The following is a 12219-nucleotide window of genomic DNA, read 5'->3' as shown; positions in this document are numbered from 1 at the left end:
CGGCCGGGGGCGCCCCCACCGCCACTGACCTGCAGGCCGTTCTCGACCGTGCGGCCGCCGGGGGCCGGATCACCCCCGAGGAGGCGCTGGACCTCTACCGCTGGGCACCGCTGCACGCGCTGGGCTCCGCCGCCGACGCCGTCCGCCGCCGCCGGTACGCCGGGGTCGAGCACATCGCGACGTACATCATCGAGCGGAACATCAACTACACCAACGTCTGTGTGACGGCGTGCAAGTTCTGCGCCTTCTACGTGCCGCCGAAGAGTGACAAGGGCTGGTCCCGGGACCTCGACGAGATCCTGCGCCGCTGCGCGGAGACGGTCGAGCTGGGCGGTACCCAGATCATGTTCCAGGGCGGTCACCACCCCGACTACGGCGTCGAGTACTACGAGCGCGCCTTCTCCGCGATCAAGGCGGAGTTCCCGCAGCTGGTGATCCACTCGCTGGGCGCCTCCGAGGTCGAGCACATGTCCCGGATCTCGGGCGTCTCCATCGAGGAGGCCATCACCCGGATCCACAAGGCGGGTCTGGACTCCTTCGCCGGTGCCGGAGCCGAGCTGCTGCCCGAGCGTCCGCGCAAGGCGATCGCCCCGCTGAAGGAGTCGGGCGAGCGCTGGCTGGAGATCATGGAGGCCGCGCACGGCCTGGGTGTGGAGTCCACCTCCACCATGCTGATGGGCACCGGTGAGACCAACGCCGAGCGGATCGAGCACCTGCGCATGATCCGCGACGTGCAGGACCGTACGGGCGGCTTCCGCGCCTTCATCCCGTACACCTACCAGCCGCAGAACAACCACCTCAAGGGCTCCACCCAGGCGACCGTCTTCGAGTACCTGCGGATGATCGCCATCGCGCGGCTCTTCCTCGACAACGTGGCGCACATCCAGGGCTCCTGGCTGACCACCGGCAAGGAGGCGGGCCAGCTCTCGCTGCACTACGGGGCCGACGACCTCGGCTCGGTGATGCTGGAGGAGAACGTGGTCTCGATGGCCGGTGCCAAGCACCGCTCCAACCTGACCGAGCTGATCCACCTGATCCGGGCCGCCGACCGGGTCCCCGCGCAGCGCTCCACCACCTACGAGCACCTGCGGGTGCTGGTCGACCCGGCCAACGACCCGGTCGACCCCCGGGTCGCCTCGCACATCGCCTCCACGGCGATCGAGGGCGGCACCGCGCACCCCGAGCTGAAGATCCTCTCCGCGAACTGATGCTGACGCTGCACCGCGCCGCCGTACTGGTGGTCGACCCCGCCGCCCCGCCGGTCCACGACGGGGCGGTGCTGGTCGACGGCGGCGTGGTGGCCGCCACCGGTCCGTACCGGCCGGTGGCCGGTGCCAGGGAGCGGACGTGGGACGGGCTGTTGGTGCCCGGCCTGCGCAATCCGTACGGGCAGTGGCTTCTGGAGCGGGCGTACCACCCGGACCCCCGGGAGGAGCTGGGCAGTGAGCCGCTGTCCGGCGCGGCGTACGCCGAGGCGTTCGGCGGGGAGCCCGGTGAGCTGGACCAGGAGCGGCGGGGCGGCAGCGCCCGGCGCGGTCTGCAGCGGATGCTGGCGTACGGGACCACGGCGGTCGCGGGGCCCTTCGAGCTGCCGGTGGTGCGCACCGCCGTGGCCAGGTCCGGGCTGGTGGCGCTGGCCGGGGACGGCGCCGAGGGCGGCCTGGACCCGCTGGCCGGCACCGGACTGGCGCAGGCCGTGCACCGGCCGCTGGCCGTCGGCGGGCGGGCCGACTTCGCGGTCTTCGATGTGAGTTCGGTCGCCGAGCTGGAGGCGGCGGGCGCGGGCTGCTGTCTGGCCACGGTGCTCGGCGGAAGGCTGCTGTACCGACGGCGCTGAGGAAGGGCCTGTTGCCGCGGAAGGATGGCTGGTGCACGGACGGAATCTGGCCGGAGACCAGCGCGCAAGCTGGTTGGTCCGATGAACTGATTGATCGTTGTCGTGACCTGAGGCCCCGCCAGCGGTTACCATCCCGGACAGCCCTTCAGATCGCCTCCCCCAGCGATTGAACGGGTCACCTCACCATCGGCCCCTTCCCCCGGGGGCCTTGTCCGGCAGCCAGGACAGGAACCATGCGATCCGCGACCGTCCCCCGCTTTCGCAGCGCGCGCCTCGGCCGAGGCTGGTACCTCGCCGCAGTGCTCAGCGCCGTGCTCGCGGTCGGGATGTGCCTGCTCGGCTGGCGTCAGGCCGACCAGGCGGAGCGGATCACCGCCCACCCCGTCCGCACCGAGGGCACCGTCACCCAGCTCCCGTCCGGCAGCGCCACCTACAGCGCGGTCAGCTACCAGGCCGACGGGCGGCAGCGCACGGCGGCCGACCTGTGGCTGCCGGCGGACGCCAAGGTCGGCGACCGGATCTGCCTGGAACACGCCGCCGACGACCTGAGCGCCGTCCGGGTCTGCGGCGAGCACTACCCGCAGCCGGCCGGGATCGGTCTGGCCCGGGTCAGCGTGCCGACGGCGCTGCTGCTCTGCGCCGGCTGCGTGGTCCGGATCTGGCGGCACCGGCGGGCCACCCAGTCCATCCAGCAGTCCGTACGGGTACACGGCCGGGGCGCCCGGATCAGCACCACGGTGGCCTTCGCCACCGAGGCGCTGGGCGAGGGGATGCCCTCGATCACCCACGGCAAGCGCTCCCGGCGGCGGCGCAGGGGCGGGCGGCGCGCGCTGCGCTGAAGGTGTGACGTGGCTGCCGGGAGCCGCGCCGGAGGGGCCGCCGAGGGTGCGGCGAGGGGGCGCCGGGAGCCGCGCCGGAGGGGCTCTCGGGAGGTGTACGCACACCCGTTGCCGTGGCGTCGGGTGCCAGGGTGAAGAATGGGGTCCGTGACCCGAGCCTCTCTGGACAAGCAGCCGCACGAAGTCGCCGCGATGTTCGACGATGTCGCGGCCAAGTACGACCGCACCAACGACGTGCTCTCGCTCGGCCAGGCCCGTGCCTGGCGGCGTGCGGTGGCCGACGCGGTGGACGCCAGGCCCGGTGAGCTGGTGCTCGACCTCGGCGCCGGTACCGGCACCTCCTCGCTGCCCTTCGAGGAGGCCGGTGCGAAGGTCGTGCCGTGCGACTTCTCGGTCGGCATGCTCGCCGAGGGCAAGCACCGCCACCCCGAGCTGGCCCTGACCGCCGGGGACGCCACCAGGCTGCCGTTCGCGGACGGCGTCTTCGACGCGGTCACCATCTCCTTCGCCCTGCGCAACGTCCAGGAGACCGACGCCGCGCTGCGCGAGATGCGCCGGGTCACCAAGCCCGGCGGCAAGCTGGTGATCTGCGAGTTCTCCACCCCGACCTGGACGCCCTTCCGGAGCGTCTACACCGAGTACCTGATGCGCGCCCTGCCGCCGGTGGCGACCGCCGTCAGCAGCAACCCGGACGCGTACGTCTACCTCGCCGAGTCGATCCGGGCCTGGCCCGACCAGCCCGGGCTGGCCACCAAGCTGCAGCAGGCCGGCTGGTCCAAGGTCGCCTGGCGCAACCTCACCGGCGGGATCGTCGCCCTGCACCGGGGTTTCAACCTCTGAGCCCCACCGGGCAGTCGGGCTCCGCCCCGAGGGGCCCTCGTTAGACTCGTCCGAGCCCGCCCCGGCCCCCTCGCGGGCCAGGACGGGCCCTTGCCGCCCAGACCGACCCGCTGCCCGCAGGAGTGTGCCCACCGTGTCCGAGACCGCAGCCGACCTGAGCGCCGACACCGTCGAGAGCAGCGCCGACGTCATCGTGGTCGGTGCCGGCCCGGCGGGTTCGACCACCGCGTACTACCTGGCGCAGGCCGGACTCGACGTCCTGCTGCTGGAGAAGACCGCGTTCCCGCGCGAGAAGGTCTGCGGTGACGGCCTGACCCCGCGCGCCACCAAGCAGTTGGTGGACATGGGCATCGACGTCTCCACCGCGAACGGCTGGCTGCACAACCGGGGCCTGAGGATCATCGGTGGCGGCGTCCGGCTGGAACTGGACTGGCCCGAGCTCTCCGCGTTCCCCGACTACGGCCTGGTCCGCAAGCGCGCCGACTTCGACGAACTGCTCGCCCGGCAGGCCCAGAAGGCCGGGGCCCGGCTGTACGAGCGCTGCAACGTCAGCGGCCCGGTGCTGGACGACCGCACCGGCCGGATCGTCGGCGTCACCGCCAAGCTGGGCGAGGAGCGGCGCCCGGTGGCCTTCCGCGCACCGCTGGTGGTCGCCGCCGACGGCAACTCCACCCGGCTCTCCCTGGCGATGGGGCTGCACCGCCGCGAGGACCGCCCGATGGGCGTGGCCTACCGGACGTACTTCAAGTCCCCGCGCCACGAGGACGACTACCTGGAGTCCTGGCTGGAGCTCTGGGACACCCGCGGCGGTCGGCGCGAGCTGATGCCCGGCTACGGCTGGATCTTCGGCATGGGCGACGGCACCTCCAACGTCGGCCTCGGCATCCTCAACTCCTCCGCTTCCTTCGGGGAGTTGGACTGGCGTGAGGTGCTCAAGGCCTGGTGCGCCGGCATGCCCGAGGAGTGGGGCTACACCCCCGAGAACATGACCGACCCGATCCGCGGCGCCGCCCTGCCGATGGCCTTCAACCGCCAGCCGCACTACACCCGCGGCCTGCTGCTGGTCGGCGACGCCGGCGGCATGGTCAACCCCTTCAACGGCGAGGGAATCGCCTACGCGATGGAATCCGGCCAGCTCGCCGCCGGTGTCATCGTCCAGGCCCACGCCCGGGTCACCCCCGCCGGCCGCGAGCGCGCCCTACAGGCCTACCCCCGCATCCTCAAGGACGTCTACGGCGGCTACTACACCCTCGGTCGCGGCTTCGTGAAGCTGATCGGCAACCCGAAGGTCATGCAGCTCGCCGCCCAGCGCGGCCTGACCCACCCCGTCCTGATGAAGTTCGTCCTCAAGATGCTCGCCAACCTGACCGACCCTCAGGGCGGCGACGCCATGGACCGCATCATCAACGGCCTCGCCAAGGTCGCGCCCAACGCCTGACCTCTGCCGTCGGTTTGCCGTGTTCCGTCGGCGCCGTTACGCTCCCCGGCGCGCTGTCCGGGGAGCGGACGGCGGGACACGACGGGGGACGTACGTGCTCGACAACGGCCATCTGCCCGACCGGCGCCTGTGGTTGCGCTCGGCGCTGTGGGCCTTCCTGCTGTGCGTGGCCTCGGTGGCGGCCGAGATCACCGACAGCCTGCTCTACGACCACTACGTCGTCGAGCCCACCAGGCACTGCCACCACGCCGGCGCGGTCCCACCACTCGCCATCGGCCTCGGCGCGCTCTCCACCCTCCTCGCCCTGGTCACCGCGGTCTGGCTGATCCGGCTCCTCTCCACCGCCCCGCGCGGCGGCGGTGCACCGGTCCGCGCCGTCCAGGCCGGCCTGGTCGTGCTGCTGCTCCTCGTCACGCTCCTGCTCGTGGCCGACGTGCTCTCGCTCTGGACCGAACTCGACCCGCCGGAGCTGGACCCGTTCAACTGCGGGGAGTGACCCGTTCGCAACCGGCAACCGGCAACCGGCAACCGGCAACCGGCAGCCGGCCGGAGTCGATCGCGGCGATCTGCTCGTCCGTCCCACGGAAGACGACAGGGGCGCAGTGGGCGAACGGCCGAGCGGGGCCCGTACGGCGCCGGCGCGCCCGCGCCGTACGGGAGTTGAGGGTCAGCGGTTGGTGATGCGGACCTGGTGGATGTTGACCGGGAGGGTGGGGTAGCCGTCGCCGGGGTTGTTCTGGTCGTCCTCGCCGGCGGCGGCGATCTTCTGGAGGACGTCGAGGCCGGCGGTGACGCGGCCGAAGGGGGTGTAGGCGGGGGAGAGCTTGGTGTCCTTCCAGACGAAGAAGAACTGGCTGCCGTTGGTGTTGGGGCCGGCGTTGGCCATGGCCACGGTGCCGGCGGGGTAGGTGGCGCCGGTGAGGTTCTCGTCGGGGAAGGAGTAGCCGGGGCCGCCGCTGCCGGTGCCGGTGGGGTCGCCGCACTGGAGGACGTAGATCCCCTTGGTGGTGAGGCGGTGGCAGTGGGTGCGGTTGAAGTAGGAGTGCTCGGCCAGGAAGCGGAACGAGAAGGTGGTGCAGGGCGCCTTGTCGGTCAGGGCCTGGAAGGTGATGGCGCCCTGGCTGGTCCGCAGCGTGGCGTGGTAGGGCTTGGCGGCCCTGACCGGGTCGAAGACCGGTATGCCCTTGAAGTTGTCGGCCGGGACGGCCGGTGTGTAGCTGCAGGCGGTGGGCGCGGGGGTGGGGGCCGGGGTCGCCGCCTCGGCTTCGGTGGTGGCGAGGCCGAGGGGCAGGGCGACGGCGGCGGCGAGTGGCAGTGCCCAGTGCTTGCGCTTCATGCGGGGTTCCCTCCCGGGGGTGTGTGCCATGGCAGTTGGCATGGCGTACTCACTGATGCCCCCGGGGTGAACCTGCTATGCGTGGGGCGGTTTGGTGTTAGCGGGGCTGCGGAGAAGGGGAGTTGTCCTGCGGTTCGGGGGAGAAGAGGCCCGCGCGGGCGGCGAGCAGGGCGGCGGCCGCGGCGCGGGTGGCGGCGGGCTCGTCGAGGGGTTCGCCGGTGAGGAAGAGGCGGTGGTAGAGCGGGGCGGTCGCGGCCCGGACCAGCTCCACCGGGTCGGCGCCGGACGGGAGTTCGCCGCGTTCGACGCCCCGGACGGCGACCTCGGCGGCCTGCCGGTGCCGGGCCGCGAAGAAGGCGTGCAGCGCCTCGGCGCCCCGAGGTGAGCGCAGTGCGGCGGCGATCAGGGCGGTCGGGGTGGTGCGCAGTTCGGGGTCGGTGAAGGTGGCGTACACCTCGTGGGCGAGCAGGCGGACGTCCTCGTCGACCGAGCCGGTGTCGGGGATGGGCCAGGGCTGCTCGGCGGAGGTGGTGAGGGCCTGGGCGATCAGGCCGTCCATGCCGCCCCAGCGGCGGTAGAGGGTGGCCTTGTGGATGCCCGAGCGGTTGGCGACGGCGTCCACGGTGAGCTGGTCGTACGGCTTCTCGGAGACCTCGGCGAGGGTGGCGGCGACGACGTCGGCGAGGACGCGGGCGCTGCGGCCGCCCGGCCGGGGGGTGGGGGTGGCGGTAGGCAAAGTCGACTCCAGTCGCGTTAAGAGTTGCCAGATTGGTGCCGCACTGACATGCTCCATCTTAATGCGACGTCGGTCGCGTTAGATTGTCCCCAGTGCCGGAGGTACCGCTGTGCCCGATGTGATCCCCGACCCCACCGTGCTGCATCCGCTGGCCGGGCACGACCGCGTCGTCCTGCTGCGGAACCTGGTCACCGATCCGCGGATCGAGGTGGGCGAGTACACCTACTACGACGACCCGGACGGCGCGACCGAGTTCGAACAGCGCAACGTGCTCTACGCGTACGGGTCCGAGCGGCTGGTGATCGGGCGGTACTGCGCGATCGCGAGCGGCACCCGCTTCCTGATGGCGGGCGCCGAGCACCCCGCGATGGGCGTCTCGACCTTCCCGTTCACCATGTTCGGCGGCACCTGGACCGAGCGGACGCTCGACCTGGTCACCGGGATGCCGAGCCGGGGTGACACGGTGGTCGGGCACGACGTCTGGTTCGGCTACGGCGTCACGGTGATGCCGGGCGTACGGATCGGCGACGGCGCGATCATCGCGACGGGTGCGGTGGTCACCGCGGACGTCGCGCCGTACACCGTCGTGGGCGGCAATCCCGCCCGGCCGATCAAGCGGCGGTTCTCCGACGAGGACGTCGAACGGCTGCTTCGGGCCGCGTGGTGGCACTGGCCGGTCGAGCTGGTCACCGAGCACCTGCGGGTCATCATGTCGGGTACGCCGGCGGAGATCGAGGAGATCGCCCGGCGGAACGGGCTGTTGACCGAGGAGGGCTGACCCGGCTCGCGCGTGAAGGTGGGCCCCTCCAGGAGGGCCGCGACGACGGCCTTCGGGGAGCACGGCGCCCGCGCCGGGGCTTCCAAGATCCGGAAAGCCGTTGATCGTTCGTCCGGTGCCGCGCGAGGATGTCACCCCGCCGCCGCAGAACCGTCCGACGCCGTACGGGCCTTCGGCCTTCCACTCCCGGAGGGAACACCGTATGCGCTCCGTCCCGCCGATCGTCCGTGACCTGCCCGTGCTCGCGGTGGCCGTGGTCTGGGGATCCAGCTTCCTGGTGGTCAAGCAATTGGCGACGCCGCAGACCGTGCTGCCGGTGCTGGTACTGCGCTTCGGCCTGGTGCTGCCGCTGCTGGGCCTGTTCGCGTTCCGGGCACTGCGGGGGCTCACCGCGCGCGAGTGGCTGGGCGGGGCCGCGCTCGGCGCGATCCTCGGCGCGATCTTCCTGCTGGAGACCTACGGTGCGGTGCACACCTCGGCGACCAACGCCGGTCTGATCGTCAGCCTCACCATGGTGCTCACGCCGCTCGCCGAGAGCGCGGTACGGCGGACCGCGCCGTCCTGGTCCTTCCTCGGGGCGGCCGGGCTCTCGGTGCTCGGGGTCGCCCTGCTGACCGGCGGCGGATTCCGGGCGCCGGGCATGGGCGACCTGCTGGTGCTCGCCGCGGCGTTGGTGCGGACCGTCCACGTGCTCACCATGTCCCGCACCAGGGCCATCGCGGGGACCGACTCGTTGGCCCTCACCTGGGTCCAACTCGCCACGTCCGGGCTCGTGTTCGTGATCGCCTCGGTCTTCACCGGGCCGTCCGCCCTCGCGGTGGCGGCCGGGTTCGGGCCGGTGCAGTGGGTGTACCTGCTGCACCTGTCGCTGCTCTGCACGCTGTTCGCGTTCTTCGTCCAGATGTGGGCGGTCCGCGCCACCTCACCCTCTCGGGTGAGCCTGCTGCTGGGCACCGAGCCGCTCTGGGCCGCCGTCTTCGGCACCACCCTGGGCGGCGACCGCCTGTCGCCGCTCGCGCTGCTCGGCGGACTCCTGGTGCTGGTGGGCACCGAGGGCGGCCGGCGGGCCGGGCTGGGCGGCGGGCGGCGCGCGGCGGCCGACGAGGGCGAGGCCGCCGCTGTGCGGGAGCGTACGGAGGCGGAGCACAGCGCCGGGGCAGAGCGGGAGTTGGACCACGCGCGCTGAGTGAACGCTCCCGGCCGCCGCCGGGTTCGTAGTGCGGGTTGCCGAGCCCCCGCGTGGAGTGGACGTTGTGCGCCGGAGCGCAGCGGTCAGAGCGCGCCCGCGTCGCGAGCCGTCCAGACGGACGGGTACAGCGGCCGCCAGCCGAGCTCGGCCCGGATCCTGGCGTTGCTCGCGTGCCCCTCCCACGGGTCCCCGGCCTCGCGTGCGGCCGCGCCCTCCGGCTGCGGTACGCCGTGCAGTTCGTGCAGGTCGTACGCGGTGATCGGCGCGTCGTCGACCGCGTTGTACGCGCGGCCCTCGATGCCCGGCGTCCGGACGGCGCGCCACAGCGACTGGGACGCGTCCGCGTGGTGGACCACGGGCAGCCGCTGGTGCGAGGCCCACTGGCCGGCCCACTGCAGCGACTGGGCCAGGTGCGTGTCACCCTCGCCGTACACGAAGGCCAACCGCACCACTACCAGGGGCAGTTCCAGCTCCCGCAGCTCCTCCTCGGCCTGGGCCTTCGACGCGGCGTACGCGCCCCAGGAGGCGTCCGGGCGCAGCTCGTCCGACTCCACGGCAGGCCGGCCGAGGCCGCCGCGGTACACCAGGTTGGTGCTGGTCTGGACGAACCGCCGCACGCCCGCCTCGGCCGCGTCGCGGCCGAGCTCCACCGCCGCGTCACGGTTGACCGCGTACGCCTCCTCGTCCGGCACCCCGCGCAGTGCGGCGGCCACGTTCACCACCGCGTCCACGCCCTGCAGCGCCTTGACCCGGGCGGCCTGTTCGCGCAGGTCGCCCTGCACCACGTCGACGCCGAGCCCGGCCAGGTCTGCGGCCTTCGTCTCGTCGCGGACCAGGATCCGGACCGCGTCCGCCCCCTCCCACCGCACCAGGCGCGGCACGAACCTGCGGCCGACCTTGCCGGTCGCTCCGGTGACCAGGATCTTCTTCAACTCGGCTCCTCCGTCGTCTCGATCTCGCTGCAACCACCGTGCCCGGTCGGCGCGGACGGCGGGAGAGACCCCCTTAGCCAGGGATCAGGAATCCCTGGTTCGGTGCGGCAGCGACTGGGATGCTCGAACGGTGATCGACCGACCCGCACTCGCCGACTTCCTGAGCCGCTGCCGCTCCCGGCTGACCCCGGCCGATGTGGGCCTGCCACCCGGGGCCCGCCGCCGTACGCCCGGTCTGCGCCGGGAGGAGGTGGCCCAACTCGCCGGCCTCTCGGTCGACTACTACGCCCGGCTCGAACAGCGGCGCGGCCCGCAGCCCTCACCGCAGTTGATCGCCTCGCTCGCGCGGGCGCTGCGGCTGACCGACGACGAACGCGACCACCTCTTCCACCTCGCGGGCCACCCGCCGCCGCGCTCCGTACGGGCCCTGAGCCACCTGCGGCCCGGCCTGCTCCTGGTGCTGGACCGGCTGCACGACACCCCCGCCCAGGTGCTCTCCGACCTGGGCGACGTCCTGGCACAGAACGCCATGGCGGTCGCGCTGTTCGGCGACGCCGCCGAACTGCGCCCGGAGGACCGCAACATCAGCTGGAGGTGGTTCACCTCGCCGGCCGCCCGGGCGCTGTTCCCGGAGGAGGACCACGCCGACCTCGCCCGCGCCAATGTCGCCCACCTGCGTGCCACCCGGGCGGCCCGGCCGACCGACCCCCAGGTGGTCGACCTGGTGGACCGGCTGCTCGCCGCGAGCGCGGAGTTCGCCGAGCTCTGGGAGCAGCACCCGGTGGCTGTCCGCCGGAACGGCCGGAAGTCGTTTCTGCACCCCGTGGTCGGACGGATCGAGGTCGATTGCGAGGTGCTCGCAGGCACCGACCACGACCAACTGCTGCTGATCTACACCGCCCGCCCGGGGAGCGAGTCGGCGCAGCGGCTCGAACTGCTGCGGGTGGTGGGACGGCAGGACTTCGGGCGGGCGGAGCCACGGGTGAGCTGATGCATCGTCAACACGTGTGATTCGTTCGCTCGACTTCGTTTTCCGGAGGTCTCATGGCTGAGACGATCGAGACGGCGGTCTATCCGTGATCTGAACTCGGCTCGGCGGTGCCGTCCGAGGTCGTTTCGGATTTGGTGTAGAGGATTTCGCGGGCCTGTTCGGCGGCGCGGGTGATGCTGTCGGAGATGAAGTCGAGGAAGCGGGCGGCGTTCTCGAGGCGGGTGGCGGCGGGGGTGTGGGGGCCGAGGACGGCGGCGCCCTGGCGTGAGGTTTCGACGAGTTGGTCGTTGGATCGGGCGCTGCGGAGCATCGACTGGTACCAGAGGTCGTCGTCGACGATGTAGAGCTCGCGGCGGCGTTCGTCGCGTTGGCGGCGGACGAGGTCCATGCTGTCGAGGAAGGTGATCGCTTTGGAGATGGATGCCGGGCTGACCTGGAGGCGCTGGGCGAGTTGGGACGCGGTGAGGCTGCCCGCGTCGGTGGTGTAGAGGCAGGCCAGCACTCGGGCCGGCATCTTGGGCAGGCCCGAAGCCATGTAGACGGTGGCGAGCCTTTCCTCGTACTCGGCCACGGCCTCGGCGTCGCGTCCGTGCGGCTGGGGGGCTGACTCCGGCCCTCGGGAGGAGGTGGACTTGCGTCGGCGGGCGCGGTGTTCGGTGGCGCGGTGGGCCAGGTCGGGGCGGTAGGCGGTGGGGCCGCCGTTGCGCATCACCTCACGGGTGATCGTCGAGGTCGGGCGTTCGAGGCGCCTGGCGATCTCGGCGTAGGGGAGGCTGTCCGCCAAGCCCAGCGCGATCTGCTGGCGTTCCTGCTGAGTGAGCCTGCCTCCGGGCATCGCGATCTCCTCGGTGATCTTTCGTGGGGCTCCTGATTCCCCCACCATAGCGTTCAGTTCTCACCCATTGCAATGATCTGAGAAGTCATCGTTGCGTTAATTTTAGAGCCATTGCAACAGTTTCTCGCCTCTTACCTGCAGAGATGCAGATTCTATGCAACTTGCATGTTGCCTTGTTTTGGAAAGCAACGTAGCGTTTCTGGTATCAGAAACAACGAGCGAGCACAGGAGAGCACGATGCTGAAGTTCGACACCCCCGCCCCGATCTCCGCCGTCCTGGCCGTCCCCGCCGGACGCATCCAGCTCATCGCCGCCGACCGCGCCGACACCACCGTCGAGGTCCTGCCCGCGAACCCCTCCAAGAGCCGCGATGTCCAGAGTGCCGAGCAGACCACCGTCGCCTACGCCGACGGCGTCCTGCGGATCCAGGTCCCCGAGCCCAAGAACGTGCTCCTCGGCAACGGATCC

13 protein-coding genes and 1 pseudogene are annotated in these 12219 nt (G+C 71.9%); 10 read left to right on the top strand and 4 right to left on the bottom strand.

Annotation, left to right across the window (positions count from 1 at the left end):
• Positions 1 to 29: 29 nt before the first annotated feature.
• From mqnC to ACWDAK_RS12310, 6 genes are all read left to right on the top strand, one after another.
• Positions 30 to 1208 carry a cyclic dehypoxanthinyl futalosine synthase gene (gene mqnC / locus ACWDAK_RS12335; protein ID WP_344637884.1) on the top strand — a complete coding sequence of 393 codons (1179 nt, stop codon included), beginning with the start codon at positions 30 to 32 and terminating at the stop codon, positions 1206 to 1208.
• On the top strand, positions 1208 to 1837 hold the full coding sequence (locus ACWDAK_RS12330) for a hypothetical protein (protein ID WP_344637861.1): 630 nt from the start codon (positions 1208 to 1210) through the stop codon (positions 1835 to 1837). Before mqnC ends, ACWDAK_RS12330 begins: the two co-directional genes overlap by 1 nt.
• A gap of 233 nt (positions 1838 to 2070) precedes the next feature.
• Positions 2071 to 2676, top strand: a complete 606-nt coding sequence (locus ACWDAK_RS12325; RefSeq protein WP_344637862.1) for a hypothetical protein — start codon at positions 2071 to 2073, stop codon at positions 2674 to 2676.
• A gap of 147 nt (positions 2677 to 2823) precedes the next feature.
• Positions 2824 to 3516 (top strand): demethylmenaquinone methyltransferase, encoded by a 693-nt coding sequence (locus ACWDAK_RS12320; RefSeq protein WP_344637863.1) that lies wholly within the window; start codon positions 2824 to 2826, stop codon positions 3514 to 3516.
• Between the two features lie 133 nt (positions 3517 to 3649).
• Positions 3650 to 4954 (top strand): geranylgeranyl reductase family protein, encoded by a 1305-nt coding sequence (locus tag ACWDAK_RS12315; RefSeq protein ID WP_425557681.1) that lies wholly within the window; start codon positions 3650 to 3652, stop codon positions 4952 to 4954.
• A gap of 94 nt (positions 4955 to 5048) precedes the next feature.
• A complete protein-coding gene (locus ACWDAK_RS12310) occupies positions 5049 to 5450 on the top strand; it encodes a hypothetical protein (protein WP_344637865.1) in 402 nt (133 codons plus the stop codon).
• Positions 5451 to 5621: 171 nt separating this feature from the next.
• Here the strand turns inward: ACWDAK_RS12310 and ACWDAK_RS12305 are convergent, their stop codons facing one another.
• Together ACWDAK_RS12305 and ACWDAK_RS12300 are read right to left on the bottom strand one after the other, a co-directional pair.
• Positions 5622 to 6290: a peptidylprolyl isomerase gene (locus ACWDAK_RS12305; RefSeq protein ID WP_427393315.1), complete on the bottom strand. Its 669-nt coding sequence runs from the start codon at positions 6288 to 6290 to the stop codon at positions 5622 to 5624.
• A 97-nt stretch (positions 6291 to 6387) separates the two neighbouring features.
• Positions 6388 to 7026, bottom strand: coding sequence for a TetR-like C-terminal domain-containing protein (locus tag ACWDAK_RS12300; RefSeq protein ID WP_344637867.1), 639 nt, complete (start codon positions 7024 to 7026; stop codon positions 6388 to 6390).
• A gap of 109 nt (positions 7027 to 7135) precedes the next feature.
• On the opposite strand from ACWDAK_RS12300, the gene ACWDAK_RS12295 reads away from it, so the two are divergent.
• On the top strand, positions 7136 to 7804 hold the full coding sequence (locus tag ACWDAK_RS12295) for a CatB-related O-acetyltransferase (protein ID WP_344637868.1): 669 nt from the start codon (positions 7136 to 7138) through the stop codon (positions 7802 to 7804).
• Between the two features lie 202 nt (positions 7805 to 8006).
• Entirely contained in the window at positions 8007 to 8990 is a 984-nt protein-coding gene (locus tag ACWDAK_RS12290; RefSeq protein WP_427393316.1) for a DMT family transporter, read from the top strand.
• Positions 8991 to 9076: 86 nt separating this feature from the next.
• On the opposite strand, the gene ACWDAK_RS12285 is transcribed toward ACWDAK_RS12290, so the two are convergent.
• A complete protein-coding gene (locus ACWDAK_RS12285; protein WP_344637870.1) occupies positions 9077 to 9925 on the bottom strand; it encodes an NAD-dependent epimerase/dehydratase family protein in 849 nt (282 codons plus the stop codon).
• A gap of 133 nt (positions 9926 to 10058) precedes the next feature.
• On the opposite strand from ACWDAK_RS12285, the gene ACWDAK_RS12280 reads away from it, so the two are divergent.
• A complete protein-coding gene (locus tag ACWDAK_RS12280; RefSeq protein ID WP_344637885.1) occupies positions 10059 to 10916 on the top strand; it encodes a helix-turn-helix transcriptional regulator in 858 nt (285 codons plus the stop codon).
• A 79-nt stretch (positions 10917 to 10995) separates the two neighbouring features.
• Here ACWDAK_RS12280 and ACWDAK_RS12275 read toward each other — a convergent pair whose 3' ends face one another.
• Entirely contained in the window at positions 10996 to 11751 is a 756-nt protein-coding gene (locus ACWDAK_RS12275) for a GbsR/MarR family transcriptional regulator (RefSeq protein ID WP_344637871.1), read from the bottom strand.
• 237 nt (positions 11752 to 11988) lie between these two features.
• Here ACWDAK_RS12275 and ACWDAK_RS12270 point away from each other — a divergent pair.
• A pseudogene (locus tag ACWDAK_RS12270) lies at positions 11989 to 12219 on the top strand (hypothetical protein); the annotation flags it as partial.

It is taken from the genome of Kitasatospora sp. NPDC001175 (genome assembly GCF_053598215.1).
The sequence above is the reverse complement of the archived record's forward strand: the minus strand, read 5'-3'. Positions and strand labels throughout refer to the sequence as shown.